We start from the raw sequence: 13,800 nt of genomic DNA, 5'->3' as shown, positions 1-13,800 counted from the left end.
CCGAACCCTGCAGCGCTGGTAGCCGTGCGCCGCCGGCCGGCGTTATCGCCGGCGTCCCGAGCGTTTGACCGGGCGTCCGGGCGGGCTATTGCCGAAGGTTGCCGCGCGTCGCCACCCGCTCCCACAGGGCCAGGTCGTCCCGGATCAGCGCGCCGAAGTCCTCCGGCCTGGCGCTTGCCGCGATGTCGAGTCCGATTTCGCCGATACGCCGGCGCACCATGGGATCGTCGAGCGTTTCGTTCAGCGCGTGGTGCAGCCTGGCGATGATACCGGGCGGCGTGCCGGCCTTGACGACCACCCCGAACCAGCCGGTGGCAATGACCTCGGGAAAGCCCTGCTCGGGTCCGGTCGCAAGCTCCGGCATGACGTGGCTGCGTTCGTCGGCGGCGATCGCCAGAGCCCGCAGCGCGCCCGCCTGGACATAAGAGAGGATGCCGGGAAGGGCGATGGTATAGGCATCGATCCGGGCCGCCAGCAGGTCGTTCAGCACCGCCGAGGTGCCGCGATAGCGCACCTCCTCGATTGATATGCCGAGGCCTTGCGCGAACAGCTGGCCGGACAGGCCGACTCCGGGCGAACCGAAGCGCAGCGGATGCGGCTGCTGGCGCGCATGGGCGAGGAACTCCTTCAGGTTCTGCGCGGGAACGGAGGGATGCACCACCAGGACCAGCGAACTCTTCGCCGCGAGCCCGACGGGCGCGAAGGCCTTGACCGGGTCGAAGGACATGATCGTGCCGATGGCGGCAGCCTGGTTCAGCCCGTCGGTATGGAGCATGAGGGTATAGCCGTCGGCCGGCTGCTGCACGACCAGCTGGGCCGCCAGCACGCCACCGGCGCCGCCGCGGTTTTCAACCACGACGGGCTGACCGAGGCGGGTGCTCAGGCCATCGGCCACGAGGCGCGCGATGATATCGGTCGAGCCGCCCGGCGCGAAGCCGACGACGATGCGCAGCGCCCGGTCCGGAAACTCCGCGTGGACCGGCGCGCTGGCGAGCAGTGAAAGCAGCATCAGGCCGAGCGCGGCGGCGCCCGTCGTTGGCCTGTATCGGCGTGTCGGCATGGCGATGTCTCCCTGTCGCGGCGCTCTCGTGGAGCCGCCGTCCTTGTCTTTGTCTTTCGGCGATGGCCTGGCCGCCGGTCAGGCGGGGGTCGGGCGTGGCGCGGTGGCGATCGCGCCCTTGGCCTCCAGCATGGCGATGTCCTGATCGCTCACTCCGGCCTCCGCCAGCACGGCGCGGTTGTCGGCGCCGAGCGGACGGCAGGCGCCCGTGACGGCCAGGGCGTGGTTGGCGAGGCGAAACGGAATGCCCTTGACCGGGCGTCCGTCCGGGTCGTGCAGCATGGCTGTGCCGCGCCGGAAGGCTTCGGACGCCACCAGCGCCGCGCCGTCCCGCACCGGGGCGCTGCCACCGGGCCATTCGGCCCGCCAGCCGCCGGCCTCGCGCACCAGCCTTTCCTTGGGTTCGGCCGGATCGCCGTCGCCGTGCCGGGGCGAGGCGGCGCCGGCCGCCGCCGCGACCAGTTCCTCGCCGATGAGGAAGGTCGTCAGCTCGCGCTGCGACAGGTCGAGATGGGCGCCCTGGCCGGTCCGGTCGCGCGCCGTCAGCGCCGCGATGATGGCGCCGGAGGCGAACAGGGAGACGACCTGGTCGGGATAGTTCAGATCCCGTCCGGTAATGACGGGCGTATCGCCGGGCCCGGTCAGGGCGGCGAGACCGGCGGTTGCCTCCAGGGTCGAGCCGAACGAGACCAGGTCGCGATCCGGCCCGTCCTCGCCCTGGCTGGAAATGCTGGCGATCACCAGCCGGGGAAAACGCCGGCGGAGGTCGGCGGCGTCGAGTCCGAGCTGGGCCAGCACGCCGCGCCGGAAGTTCTCGACCAGCACGTCGGCCCGGGCGAGCAGTCGAAACAGCGCGCACCGCCCGTCGGGATCCTTCAGGTCGAGGCAGAGCGAACGCTTGCCGCGGTTGGTGAAGGCGAAGAAGGGCGACCGGTTCCACCAGTCGCCGTCCGGCCGCGGCTCGTCCCAGATGCGGAACGGGTCGGTCGCGCCCGGACCTTCCACCTTCGTCACCTCGGCCCCGAGATCGAGCAGCAGGGCGGAGGTGGCCGCCCCCGCCGTGATCCAGCCGAGGTCGACCACGCGGATGCCGGCAAGGGGCAGGTGAGCATCAGGCGGCATGGTCGAGCTCCCGCACGGGTCGTTGGCCGTCCGAGCGGAGCGGCATCAGCGGCGTGCCGTCGGCGGCGAGGAAGCCGCGCGCACGGTTCTGCCGGTCGGCCAGCAGTTCCAGCGGCGTGCGGACCGGGCCGATCGGCAGGCGCCGGGCCTCGGCCATGGCGGCGATCTCGGCCCGGCTTCGCGCGGCGAACCAGGGACCGAGGATCGTGACGAGCCGGGCGCGATGGGCACGCCGGCCGCCGGCGGTCGCGAAGTCGGTGCCGGTCAGCCGGGGATCGCCGACCATGGCGCAGAGCGCCGGCCAGTCCTTGTCCTGGTAGACCAGCGCGACATGGCCATCCCTGGCCGGGATCGTGAACCAGTCGCTCGGGCCGGCCGCGCCGGTCTCGCCGAGCAGGGTGACGCGCGCCGCGACCTTCCAGTTGAGCCATGCCGCGACGTCGAACAATGAAACCTCGACCGTCTCTGTGCCGCCGGCCCGGAGCGCGGCCATGAGGCCCGTGCAGGCGGCAAGGCCCGCCGCATAGGCTGTCTGGTGGCCGGGCAGGCGGGTCGGCACGCCGGAGCCCTGGCCGACGAGGTCCAGCAGGCCGGACAGCGCCATCAGGCCGAGTTCGCTCATGGGGGGATCCTCGCCCGGCCCGAACACCGAGACACGCGCGCCGATGGCGATGCCGGCGGCGTGTGCGGCAAGTGCCGGCCCATCGCCAATGGCGGCGGTGAAAGGCCCCGCCATGCCGCCGGCCTGCTTTTCGGCATTGAGGAACCGGTCGAGCGCCGATCCGCCGGCCGGCAGGAGCGGCGGCATGGCGGCGAAGGGCTCGCCGGTTTCGGGGACCGGCCTGACCACGGTCGCGCCGAAACCCGCACAGAGCTTGGCCGCCATGGACACAGCAAGGGCATGTGGACGCTGCGCGCAGAAGGCGCCGAGATCCAGGATTATGACGCCGGCGAGGGGACTCGTCATGATCCGATGCCCTGGCCGGGGTTTTTCAGGCCGGCGGCGAAGCGTGCACCGCCTTCGTCCTGCGCCGTGGTCCGGGCACGGATCGCGGCATTGACCGCCTGGCCATGGTCCATGGCCTCGCGCCAGCCAGTGATCCCGGCCGGGATGCGGTCCAGTGCCGTCTTGCTTTCGGCGAGCGCCACGGCATCGAAACCGGCGATCTGGGCCGCCAGCGCATGGGCGCGCGGCAGCAACTGCTCCGGCTCGACGCAGGCATTGACCATGCCCCAGCGTTCGGCTGTGGCCCCGTCGATGCGGTTGGTGGTCAGCACCAGCCATGCCGCTTGCTTGCGGGTGACGCCGGAGAGCTGGATGGCCGGCCCGGCCATGCCGGGATAGGTCGCGAAGCCCATTTCCGGGCAGCCGATCGAGGCGCTGGTGCTGGCGATGGCGAGGTCGCAGACATTGATCAGCGTGGCGCCGCCGCCGAGCGCCAGGCCGTTCACGGCGGCGATGAAAATGGCGGGATGGGCGCGGATCGCCAGGTTCACCGCGATCCATTCCTCGCCGGCGCCCTCGATGCCTTGTTCGCGGTCGCGCTCGCGCTCCTTCAGGTCCATACCGGCGCAGAAGCTCGTGCCGGTGCCGGTCAGCACGATCGCCCTGGCCTCGCCGCGCAGGGCCTCGAAAGCCCGCAACAGGGCCTGGCGGCTCTCCCGGTCGACGGCATTGCGCCGGGCTTCGCGATCGAGCCGCAATTCGGCCCAGCCGGCGTGACAGGTGACGACGAGGGGCACGGTCATGACGCTTGCTCCACCGGGCCGAACTGCGGCAGCACGAAGCCGTCCGGCCCGCCGGGGAAGCGCACGGCGAGCCGCATGCCGATGGCCGCCTCGGCGGCATCGATGCCGACGAGATTGGTCATGAGGTAGGGGCCCTCGTCGAGCTTCACCATGGCCACGGGATAGGGCATCTCGTCCTTCATTCCGTCGAAATAGCTTTGGTGGAACACCACGAAGGACCAGAGTTCACCGCCGCCGGAGGCGGTGACCCAGTCCCAGGCGGGCTTGCCCGTGAAGGGCGAGACCGGGGCCGGCGGGAAGAAGCATTTGCCGGTGGCGCGGCAGCGCTGGAGGATCAGCCGGTGCTCCCGGCAGGCCTCCCAGAACGGCCGGTTCCAGACGTCGATGACGGGTTTCGGACGGGTGGCGAGGCTCATGCGGCCCTCCGCAGGATCAGGCTCTGGGCGATATTGGTGGCGCAGATATATTGCAGGGCCTGGGCGTCGGGGATTTGCCGGGCGCCGCATTCGTGGCGCAGCTGCCGGACGCATTCGGCGATGATGCCCCAGCCCTGCATGTAGCTGTCGGAGAGATGGCCGCCCGACGTATTGGTCGGCCAGCGGCCGGTGCCGAGCTGAAGCGTGCCGTCCCTGACGAAGTCGCCGCCTTCGCCCTGCGCGCAGAAGCCCAGGCCCTCCAGGCTGAACAGGACCGTCGGCGAGAAATTGTCGTAGATGCCGAGACCGGACAGCTCGTCGCGGCCGATACCGGCGCGGTCGTAGACGGCGCGGCAGGCGCTGAGATTGCCGTACCAGAAGTCATCCGCCGGGCCGCTGCCATAATGGAAGGCGTCCTGGCGGGCATAACCCGAGAGCAGCACCGGCGGGCGCCGGAGGTCACGGGCGCGCTCGGCGCTGGTGACGATCCAGGCGACCGCGCCGTCATTGATCAGGCAATAGTCGAGCAGGTGCAGCGGCGCGCAGATCGGCCGCGCGCCGGCATGATCGCTCGCCGTCATTGGCCGGCCATGCATGACCGCGTCGGGATTGAGGCAGGCATGATGGCGAAAGGCGAGCGAGACCGGTGCGAGATCGGCATGGGTGGTGCCGAACTGATGCATGTGGCGCCGCCACATCATGGCATGCAGCGCGCCCGGGCTGGTCATGCCCCAGGGCGCCCACTGGCTGTCGCCGCCGCCATACTGCATGCGGACCGAGCGGCCATTATTGCCGTAGACCAGTGCAACGCAGTTCGCCGCGCCGCTGGCGATCGCCTGCGCGGCGAGCGCCAGCGATACCGAGGCGAAACGCCCGGGGGCTTCGGTCATCAGGCAATATTGCGGATCGATCCCCATGATCTCGGCGAAGCGCTCATAGGAGGGAATGCGGTTGACGATCAGTCCGTCGATCTCGGAGGGCTTCAGCCCGGCATCGTCGAGCGCGGCGTTCAGCGCCTCGCAGCCGAGGCCATAGCTGTCGGTCTCGGGAAAATTGCCATAGGCGGTGGTTCCGATCCCGGCGAAGGCGACCTTGTCGCGCAGCGGCCAGGCTGTGCCGAGGTGAGGCGTGGCAATGGGTGTATGGACCGGCATGGCGTCTGGCGTTTCCCCCTGTCGCGGACCGGTCTGCGCCGCCCCGTCTGAGTGGAATTGTCCACGTCCGCCGGGCGCTGTCAGGCGAGGAATTTGCGGGGTAGCCCAACTCCAGGTTAGGCTGGCATGTGTCCGCGTCGCCGCCGCCCCTGGTCAGCCTCTATGCCTTCGCCCTGGTCGCCGAAACCGGCAGCCTGGCCGCAGCGGCGGCGCGCCTGAACGTCACCCAGCCGGCGATCAGCAAGCGCATCCGCAGCCTCGAGGACCAGCTCGGCGTGGCGCTCATCGCGCGCGGCGCCAATGCGGTACGGCTGACCGAGACGGGGCGTGACTACGCCGCGTCGCTGGGCGCCGCCTTCCGGGCCATCGATCAGGCGACCGCCGGGCTCGACGCCCGCGCGGCGCGACCGCTGCGGGTGCGCGCCTATACGACCTGGGGCATGCGCTGGCTGATCCCTCGGCTGCCGCATTTTCGCGATCGCCACCCCGGCCAGGAGGTGGAGCTGACCACCTCGGCCGAGCCGGTCGACTTCGCCCGCGACGAGGTCGACGTGGCGATCCGCGCGGCGGCGATCCGGCCGACGCCGACCGCGGTGCGGCTGCAAACGGCAATGGCCGCCGCCTTCGGCGCACCGGGCCCGGCGCGGATCGCCCGCAAGCAGGGCTTCGGCGGACTGACCTTGCTCGGCAGCCGGGCACGGCCGGACGACTGGGCGATCTGGAGCGCCGCCACCGGCATTGCCCTGGCCGGTGCGCCGCTGATGTTCGAAAGCACGTCGCTCGCCATTCAGGCGGCGATCGAAGGCCTCGGCGTGGTCATCGTCTCGCCGATCTATGTCGCCGACGAGGTGCGCCGCCGCCGTCTGGTGCAGATCGTGCCGGGCGCCGTGGCCACGGGGCACGATTTCTGGCTGCTGCTGCCGCCCGGACCTGTGCGGCCGGCCTCGGGCGCCTTTCGCGACTGGCTGTTCGAGGAAATCGCCGCCGATGCCGCGCGTGGCGCGTGAGGCCTGCGGCTTCCGGCAAGTCCCGCTGTTCTTGCCGCGGCGCAGCAGATCACGGCATGATGAATTCGCAGACGCGAACAGGAGCGCCACGCTTTCGCCCACGTATTCCACCAGTATTCGAAGTGGAACCTGGCGCTGCGCGGCAAGTCGCCGCTAAGACAACGGAATCGATTGACAATTCGCCCGCACGGGCATCATCATCGCCGATCTTGGGCTGCGCTTGATGACGCTGGCGATATCAGGGCCTTTTTTGCGTCAAATCGAAGTCACTGCCGGCGAGGCAGGCGAGCCAGGGGCACGACGACGGCCGGTGCGAAGACCGCCATCGCTGCAGATGTGCATGACGTCCTTTTCTTTCAGTCCGCAGCCTCTCTGGGCAAGGATGAATGGGCGATGCCTACTGCGATCATCTTGCTGCTCGTGGCCATTGGCTCGGTGCTGTTCCACATCTTGAGCCCGTGGTGGTGGACGCCGATCGCGTCCAACTGGAGCTATATCGACCACACCCTGACGGCGACCTTCTGGATCACCGGCTTCGTCTTCGTCGCGGTCATCGGTTTCATGGCCTATTGCGTCTTCCGCTTCCGCCACAAGGAGGGACGTGTCGCGCATTACGAGCCGGAGAACCGCAAGCTCGAAGGCTGGCTGACGGTCGCCACCGCGCTCGGCGTGGCGGCCATGCTGGTGCCCGGCCTGTTCGTCTGGCACCAGTTCGTCACGGTGCCGGCCGGCGCCACCCAGGTCGAGGTGATGGGCCAGCAATGGCGCTGGAGCTATCGCCTGGCCGGTCCCGATGGCCGTATGGGCACCACCGACGTCGCCAATATCGGCCCGGACAATCCGCTCGGGCTCAACCCGAACGACCCGAACGGCAAGGACGACGTCATCATCGACGGCGGTGACCTGCATCTGCAGCTCGGCCGCCCGGTCAAGGTGCTGCTGCGCTCGATCGACGTGCTGCACGATTTCTACGTGCCCGAGTTCCGCGCCAAGATGGACATGGTGCCGGGCTCGGTGACCTATTTCTGGTTCACCCCGACCCGCACCGGCCAGTTCGAGGTCCTCTGTGCCGAGCTCTGCGGCATCGCCCACGCGCAGATGCGCGGCCTGGTGATCGTCGAGGAGGCCCAGGCCTATAACGCCTGGCTCGCCAGGCAGCAGAGCTTCGCCGAAATGACCCGGCGGTCGCGCACCCTGGCGGCACAGGAACAGGCGCAGCCGCTGGACCGGTAACGCCGGTGACGGCCGACCGGACAGTGCAGGCGATACAGTGCAGGGCTGGCAGTGCAGGGGGAGATTCAGCCCCGGCAACCAAAACCCCATCGATCCAAGACCGCATCGATCGGCCGGAGCCGGGCGCGCATCAAGGATGGAGCGCATTGCGATGACCGACATCCCCATGGGCGACGGCCCGGCTGGCGCCATCTCGGCGGCCGAAGTTCCCGACGTCGAACTCTATCATCCGCACAGCTGGCTGACGAAATACGTCTTCTCCCAGGACGCCAAGGTCATCGCCATCCAATATTCGCTGACCGCCATGGCAATCGGCCTGGTCGCCCTGGTGCTGTCCTGGCTGATGCGGCTGCAGCTCGGCTTCCCCGGCCTGTTCTCCTTCATCGACGCCAACCAATATCTCCAGCTGATCACCATGCACGGCATGATCATGGTGGTCTATCTGCTCACCGCGCTGTTCCTCGGCGGCTTCGGCAACTACCTGATCCCGCTGATGGTGGGCGCCCGGGACATGGTGTTCCCCTATGCCAACATGCTGAGCTACTGGATCTATCTGCTCGCCGTGCTGGTGCTGGTGGCAAGCTTCTTCGCCCCCGGCGGCCCGACCGGCGCCGGCTGGACGCTCTACCCGCCGCAGGCCATCACCGCCGGCACGCCCGGCCAGGAATGGGGCATCGTGCTGATGCTCGTTTCGCTGATCCTGTTCATCATCGGCTTCACCATGGGCGGACTGAACTATGTCGTCACCGTGCTGCAGGCGCGCGCCCGCGGCATGACGCTGATGCGCATGCCGCTCACCGTCTGGGGCATTTTCACCGCCACCGTCATGGCGCTGCTGGCCTTTCCAGCGCTGTTCGTCGCTTCGGTGATGATGCTGTTCGACAAGCTGCTCGGCACCAGCTTCTTCGTGCCGGCGGTCATCTCGATGGGCGAGCAGCTGAATCACCGCGGCGGCAGCCCGCTGTTGTTCCAGCACCTGTTCTGGTTCTTCGGCCACCCGGAGGTCTATATCGTCGCGCTGCCGGCCTTCGGCATGGTGTCGGACCTGATCAGCACCCACGCGCGCAAGAACATCTTCGGCTACCGCATGATGGTCTGGGCCATTGTCGGTATCGGCGCGCTCAGCTTCGTCGTCTGGGCGCACCATATGTATGTCAGCGGCATGCATCCCTATTTCGGCTTCTTCTTCGCCACCACCACGCTGATCATCGCGGTGCCGACCGCCATCAAGGTCTATAACTGGGTGCTGACGCTGTGGCGCGGCGACATCCATCTGACCGTGCCGATGCTGTTCGCGCTCGGCTTCATCGTCACCTTTGTCAATGGCGGGCTGACCGGCCTGTTCCTCGGCAATGTCGTGGTCGACGTGCCCTTGTCCGACACCATGTTCGTGGTCGCCCATTTTCACATGGTGATGGGCGTGGCGCCGATCATGGTGGTGTTCGGCGCGATCTATCACTGGTACCCGAAGATCACCGGCCGGATGTTCAACGACGTCCTCGGCAAGATCCACTTCTGGGTGACCTTTCTCGGCGCCTACCTGATCTTCTTCCCGATGCATTATCTCGGCCTGCTCGGCATGCCCCGGCGCTATCACGACATCGGCCAGACCTCGTTCATTCCGGAGTCGGCGCATACGCTCAACGCCTTCATCTCGATCATGGCGCTGACCGTCGGCGCAGCCCAGCTGGTCTTCCTGTTCAACATGGCCTGGAGCCTGTTCAGGGGCAAAGCCGCCGGCGGCAATCCCTGGCGGGCGACCACGCTGGAATGGCAGACGCCGGAGACGCCGCCCGCCCACGGCAATTGGGGCAAGGAGCTGCCGATCGTCTATCGCTGGGCCTATGACTACAGCGTGCCGGGCGCGCCGGAGGATTTCATCCCGCAGAACCAGCCGCCCAGCAACCACGTGCCTTCGGGCCTGGCAGCCGAAGGGAGCCATGCGTGAGTGTCATCCTGGTCTTCCTCGGCGTCCTGGCGGCCATCATCGGCTGGTGGCTGTCGCATCAGCGGCTGATGGCGAAGCCCTGGCTGGAGGAGGGCGCGCTCGCCGATGTCCCGGGAACGGAGGCATCCCACGTGCCGGCCGCCAAGCTCGGGCTCGGGGTCTTTCTCGCGGTGGCCGGCGCGCTGTTCGCGCTCACCATCAGCGCCTATGTGATGCGCCGCGATTATGCCACCGACTGGCGGGTGTTGCCGGTGCCGCCGGTGCTCTGGGTCAATACCGCGTTGCTGCTGCTGTCGAGCCTCGCGCTCTACTGGGCGCAGGTCGCCGCGCGCCGGGGCGATATGGGGGAGTTGCGCCGGGCCCTGCTCACCGGCGGTGTTTCGGCGCTCGGCTTCCTGGCCGGCCAGCTGCTGGCCTGGCGGCAATTGTCGGCGGCCGGCTATTGGCTGGCGGCGAACCCGGCCAATACTTTCTTCTACCTGCTCACCGCCCTCCACGGACTGCATGTGGCCGGTGGGCTCGCGGCGCTGGGGCGTGTCACCGCCAAGGCCTGGCGCGGCAGCGATGCTGCCCGGCTGATGCTGAGCGTCGAGCTGTGCGCCACCTATTGGCATTTCCTGCTTGTCATCTGGCTCATCCTGCTCGCCGTGCTGATGCGCTGGGTCGACGAGATCATCGCCATGTGCCGGCCATTGCTGAGCTGACGTCGGACCTGAAGAGGATCTGGTCGCATGAACGACATCACGCCGACCACCATGGACCTGGCCGCGCCCGGCAGCGCCATCGCGCGGCCCGAAGGCTGGAAGGGCATCACCGCCGACTGGTCGTCGGACCAGCGGGCATTCAAGAGCGCATCATGGGGCAAGGCCATGATGTGGATCTTCCTGCTCAGCGACACCTTCATCTTCGGCTGCTTCCTTCTGTCCTACATGACCGCGCGCATGTCGACGACGGTGCCCTGGCCCAATCCGAGCCAGGTCTTCGCGCTCAATATCGGTGGCCACGAGATTCCGCTGATCCTCATCGCCATCATGACCTTCGTGCTGATCTCGTCGAGCGGCACCATGGCCATGGCGGTCAATTACGGCTACCGCCGCGATCGGGTGAAAACCGCGATCCTGATGCTGGTGACCGCTGCCTTCGGCGCGACCTTCGTCGGCATGCAGGCCTTCGAATGGACCAAGCTGATCTCGGAAGGTGTCAGGCCCTGGGAGAACCCGTGGGGTGCCGCGCAATTCGGCTCCAGCTTCTTCATGATCACCGGTTTCCACGGCACCCACGTGACCATTGGCGTGATCTTCCTGCTGATCATCGCGCGCAAGGTCTGGCGCGGCGACTTCGATCATGAGGCGCGTGGCTTCTTCACCAGCCGCAAGGGTCGCTACGAGATCGTCGAGATCACCGGCCTGTACTGGCATTTCGTCGACCTCGTCTGGGTCTTCATCTTCGCCTTCTTCTATTTGTGGTGAGAGCACGCCATGACGACAGCGCACGCGACGCCCGCCGACGTATCATCGAGCCATCAGGCATCGGGCCATGCCGAGGGCCAGCAGCATCCGATCAAGCTCTATCTGGTCGTCTGGGGCTGGCTCTTCGTCCTGTCGGCCTGTTCCTACGCGGTCGACTATTTCAACCTTCACGGCTACCTGCGCTGGACGCTGATCCTCGTCTTCATGGTCCTGAAGGCCGGCCTCATCGTCGCGATCTTCATGCACATGGCCTGGGAGCGGCTGGCGCTCGCCTATGCCATCCTGCTGCCACCGATCTTCGTGCTGATCTTCGTGGCGCTGATGGTCATCGAGTCCGACTACACGCATCTCGTCCGCACCCTCTTTTTCGGGGGTGGCAGTTAGGCGCGGGGGACGGCATCGCCCGCGTCATCAACAAACAATGGGCGAGAGCCGATCCATTGATGGCTCCTCAGCCCACGACGATGTCGAAGGTCGCCGCCAGCGCACCCGTCTCGAGGCGATCGGCGGGTTCCAGCCGGACGATGACGCTGTCGCGCTGGCGCGGATCACGGATGCCGTTCAGCACCCCGTCGCGTGCGTTGAGCGGCTCGCCGAAGACATACATCTGGGTGATCAGGCCGCGCCCGGCCGGCAGCGCGACCTTGAAATGGATATGCGGCGTGCGCGTGCCATAGGCGACCGGGCGGATGGTGCGGAACCGGTAACGCCCGCCGCCATCGGCCAGCATGCGCCCGCGGCCCTGAAAGCCGCTGTCGTGTCGCCGGCCGGGGCCTTCGTCGCGTGGATGGCGATAGACGCCTTTGGCGTCGCATTGCCAGATCTCGACCGCCGCGCCGGCGATCGGCTGGCCGGAGAGGTCGAGCACGCGGCCCTGCACATGGACGACCTGGCCGATGGCCTTCGCCGTTTCGCCTTGCACCACCACGAGATCGTTGTCAGCGTCGCCCTGCCAGTCGCGCGGATAGTAGGGGCCCTCGGTCTGCCGGGGTGTCGGCGACAGCGCGCCCTGGGCGTGACCCGGCAGGGGCGGCAGGATCAGCGAGGTGGCGGCGGCCGAAAGCGCGGTCACCACGTCCCGCCGGCCCATCCAGGGTGTCGTTACGATGGCCATTCGCCGTCTCCCTCGTGAGGCTTCGCGGGATGCCCGCCGGCCCACATGTCCATGAGGCAGGCTACCGGCTGCCGATCGAACACGAAACCGGCCGTCGCGCGCGGCGGAATAACAATTCCGGCATGGCGCCGGCGGCGCGTCGCCGAGGCCCGGCGGGCCGGCGTGGAACCACCAGCCTGGCGAAGTCTATGGTTCGGCCAATGCGATGCTGGTCATAATATGTCTTCAGCTTCATTGTTTTTTAGAAATATTCCATACTACCCAGAGGAAGCGCAAGTTTTGTGATACAACTCATCCAGTCGAATCGAAGGCAGCGATGATGAAACGGGGGGTACTTTGAAAAACGGCCGGTTCTGGCTGCGCTTTGGCTGCGCAACGTTGTCGATGGTCGCCCTTGGCGGGTCGGTTTCGCGTTTGGCCGCCGCCGAGCTGCCGCCCTACATGAATATCGTGGTGGGTGGCGAGCGCCCCGGGCCGGCCGATACCGCCCGGCAGAATGTTCTGGCCCTCAACCAGGCGATGTTCGGTCTCTACGATGGTGCCTCCCGGGTGTTCCGCCGGAACATCCTCGCCCAGCACCCGGTCATCCTGGCCCTGTTCTCGGGCGCCGGCGGCCGCCTCATTCTGTACCGGCCCGGCCAGCCGCCGCTCGAAGCCCCATCCGTTCCCGTCGTCTATCAATTGCTGAAGTCGGTCGGCCACGCCACGATGGTCCTGCCCGTCACCGCCGGGCCGCATATCGACAAGCCGGCCGATCAGTCCTGGCGCGGGCCGATGGCGGCGTTTCGCGCTCAGCTCCAGTCGGCCCTCGACGGGCTCGACCAGACCGGCATGCCGGACGATTGGCGCGGCACCAATCGCGAGATCCTGACCAACAACATCGCCTTCATCGACGACTGCTTCGCCAAGGGCGTGATCACCTTCGCGGCGGTCAACGAGTTCACCCGCAAGCAGGGCCCGAACCTCAAGAAGATCATCGCCTGGGCGGCGGAGACCCAGGTCGCCCACTGGATGGGCGTGGTGGCCGAGTGGAAGACGCTGCTCGGCGCCGATTGGGACAAGGCCTATGGTGCCAGCAATACGATTTATGTGGCGCGCCAGAACAACATCCTGTTCAGCGTGCTCGCGCAGTTCTTCGGTCCCCAGGCGATCAACTCCCGGCTCATCCTGATCGAGACGGTGTCCTTCACCACGACGCCCGAGGACATGCTGCAATCGCTGACCCGGATCATCGGCGACCGCACCGTCGGCGCGCTGTTCTTCGGCAACAGCGCGGTCATGGACTACGAACTGATGGGCGGCAATGCCCGCGACGCCATCGTCGCCGAGGCCGGCAAGCGCGGCATGGCGCCGTTCCTGCCGCCGCTGGTGCCGTTCGGCTCGAACCAATGGCCGGCTCTGATCACACCCGGTCCCGGCGCCGGTTCGCTCAGCCAGTTGCCGTGAGCGCCGCGGCTCCCGGCCCGCGTGCCGGCCGGGAGCGTCAAGCCCCTTCGTTGCATCCATGCCTGGCCGCCTCAGGCTGACA

Annotated in this window: 14 protein-coding genes; 7 read left to right on the top strand and 7 right to left on the bottom strand. The window is 67.8% G+C overall.

The features are described 5' to 3' along the window. Positions 1 to 85: 85 nt before the first annotated feature. The 6 genes from AC07WJ_RS27315 to AC07WJ_RS27290 all read right to left on the bottom strand — a co-directional run bounded on the left by AC07WJ_RS27315 (position 86) and on the right by AC07WJ_RS27290 (position 5,501). A complete protein-coding gene (locus AC07WJ_RS27315; protein WP_494937840.1) occupies positions 86 to 1,060 on the bottom strand; it encodes a Bug family tripartite tricarboxylate transporter substrate binding protein in 975 nt (324 codons plus the stop codon). Positions 1,061 to 1,138: 78 nt separating this feature from the next. Then, a complete protein-coding gene (locus tag AC07WJ_RS27310) occupies positions 1,139 to 2,182 on the bottom strand; it encodes a CaiB/BaiF CoA transferase family protein (protein WP_494937839.1) in 1,044 nt (347 codons plus the stop codon). Further along, positions 2,172 to 3,149: a CoA transferase gene (locus tag AC07WJ_RS27305; protein WP_494937838.1), complete on the bottom strand. Its 978-nt coding sequence runs from the start codon at positions 3,147 to 3,149 to the stop codon at positions 2,172 to 2,174. The genes AC07WJ_RS27310 and AC07WJ_RS27305 overlap by 11 nt, the downstream gene beginning before the upstream one ends. After that, positions 3,146 to 3,931, bottom strand: a complete 786-nt coding sequence (locus tag AC07WJ_RS27300) for an enoyl-CoA hydratase/isomerase family protein (protein WP_494937837.1) — start codon at positions 3,929 to 3,931, stop codon at positions 3,146 to 3,148. Before AC07WJ_RS27300 ends, AC07WJ_RS27305 begins: the two co-directional genes overlap by 4 nt. After that, a complete protein-coding gene (locus AC07WJ_RS27295; protein WP_494937836.1) occupies positions 3,928 to 4,347 on the bottom strand; it encodes a Zn-ribbon domain-containing OB-fold protein in 420 nt (139 codons plus the stop codon). Before AC07WJ_RS27295 ends, AC07WJ_RS27300 begins: the two co-directional genes overlap by 4 nt. Next, positions 4,344 to 5,501: a thiolase family protein gene (locus AC07WJ_RS27290; RefSeq protein ID WP_494937835.1), complete on the bottom strand. Its 1,158-nt coding sequence runs from the start codon at positions 5,499 to 5,501 to the stop codon at positions 4,344 to 4,346. Before AC07WJ_RS27290 ends, AC07WJ_RS27295 begins: the two co-directional genes overlap by 4 nt. Positions 5,502 to 5,629: 128 nt before the next feature. Between AC07WJ_RS27290 and AC07WJ_RS27285 the strand changes: the two genes are divergently transcribed. From AC07WJ_RS27285 to AC07WJ_RS27260, 6 genes are all read left to right on the top strand, one after another. Beyond that, a complete protein-coding gene (locus AC07WJ_RS27285; protein ID WP_494937834.1) occupies positions 5,630 to 6,508 on the top strand; it encodes a LysR family transcriptional regulator in 879 nt (292 codons plus the stop codon). A gap of 393 nt (positions 6,509 to 6,901) precedes the next feature. Next, positions 6,902 to 7,741: a cytochrome c oxidase subunit II gene (locus tag AC07WJ_RS27280; protein WP_494937833.1), complete on the top strand. Its 840-nt coding sequence runs from the start codon at positions 6,902 to 6,904 to the stop codon at positions 7,739 to 7,741. A 151-nt stretch (positions 7,742 to 7,892) separates the two neighbouring features. Continuing rightward, positions 7,893 to 9,689: a cytochrome c oxidase subunit I gene (ctaD, locus tag AC07WJ_RS27275; protein WP_494937832.1), complete on the top strand. Its 1,797-nt coding sequence runs from the start codon at positions 7,893 to 7,895 to the stop codon at positions 9,687 to 9,689. After that, a complete protein-coding gene (locus AC07WJ_RS27270; protein ID WP_494937831.1) occupies positions 9,686 to 10,393 on the top strand; it encodes a cytochrome c oxidase subunit 3 in 708 nt (235 codons plus the stop codon). Before ctaD ends, AC07WJ_RS27270 begins: the two co-directional genes overlap by 4 nt. 51 nt (positions 10,394 to 10,444) lie before the next feature. Then, on the top strand, positions 10,445 to 11,158 hold the full coding sequence (locus AC07WJ_RS27265; RefSeq protein ID WP_494937898.1) for a heme-copper oxidase subunit III family protein: 714 nt from the start codon (positions 10,445 to 10,447) through the stop codon (positions 11,156 to 11,158). Positions 11,159 to 11,167: 9 nt separating this feature from the next. Continuing rightward, positions 11,168 to 11,542, top strand: a complete 375-nt coding sequence (locus AC07WJ_RS27260) for a cytochrome C oxidase subunit IV family protein (RefSeq protein ID WP_494937830.1) — start codon at positions 11,168 to 11,170, stop codon at positions 11,540 to 11,542. 67 nt (positions 11,543 to 11,609) lie between these two features. Here AC07WJ_RS27260 and AC07WJ_RS27255 read toward each other — a convergent pair whose 3' ends face one another. Next, positions 11,610 to 12,272, bottom strand: a complete 663-nt coding sequence (locus AC07WJ_RS27255) for a dioxygenase family protein (protein WP_494937829.1) — start codon at positions 12,270 to 12,272, stop codon at positions 11,610 to 11,612. Between the two features lie 414 nt (positions 12,273 to 12,686). Between AC07WJ_RS27255 and AC07WJ_RS27250 the strand changes: the two genes are divergently transcribed. Then, entirely contained in the window at positions 12,687 to 13,718 is a 1,032-nt protein-coding gene (locus AC07WJ_RS27250) for a hypothetical protein (RefSeq protein ID WP_494937828.1), read from the top strand. Positions 13,719 to 13,800 lie beyond the last annotated feature (82 nt).

This window comes from Phreatobacter sp. GW821-FHT04C01 (assembly GCF_059420385.1).
This window is presented reverse-complemented; position numbering and strand designations above follow the sequence as displayed.

Bases quoted from the DNA above. Each gene is read 5' to 3' on its own strand.
- AC07WJ_RS27315 (WP_494937840.1), bottom strand. From the start codon at position 1,060: ATGCCGACACGCCGATACAGGCCAACGACGGGCGCCGCCGCGCTCGGC.
- AC07WJ_RS27310 (WP_494937839.1), bottom strand. From the start codon at position 2,182: ATGCCGCCTGATGCTCACCTGCCCCTTGCCGGCATCCGCGTGGTCGAC.
- AC07WJ_RS27305 (WP_494937838.1), bottom strand. From the start codon at position 3,149: ATGACGAGTCCCCTCGCCGGCGTCATAATCCTGGATCTCGGCGCCTTC.
- AC07WJ_RS27300 (WP_494937837.1), bottom strand. From the start codon at position 3,931: ATGACCGTGCCCCTCGTCGTCACCTGTCACGCCGGCTGGGCCGAATTG.
- AC07WJ_RS27295 (WP_494937836.1), bottom strand. From the start codon at position 4,347: ATGAGCCTCGCCACCCGTCCGAAACCCGTCATCGACGTCTGGAACCGG.
- AC07WJ_RS27290 (WP_494937835.1), bottom strand. From the start codon at position 5,501: ATGCCGGTCCATACACCCATTGCCACGCCTCACCTCGGCACAGCCTGG.
- AC07WJ_RS27280 (WP_494937833.1), top strand. From the start codon at position 6,902: ATGCCTACTGCGATCATCTTGCTGCTCGTGGCCATTGGCTCGGTGCTG.
- ctaD (WP_494937832.1), top strand. From the start codon at position 7,893: ATGACCGACATCCCCATGGGCGACGGCCCGGCTGGCGCCATCTCGGCG.
- AC07WJ_RS27265 (WP_494937898.1), top strand. From the start codon at position 10,445: ATGGACCTGGCCGCGCCCGGCAGCGCCATCGCGCGGCCCGAAGGCTGG.
- AC07WJ_RS27260 (WP_494937830.1), top strand. From the start codon at position 11,168: ATGACGACAGCGCACGCGACGCCCGCCGACGTATCATCGAGCCATCAG.
- AC07WJ_RS27255 (WP_494937829.1), bottom strand. From the start codon at position 12,272: ATGGCCATCGTAACGACACCCTGGATGGGCCGGCGGGACGTGGTGACC.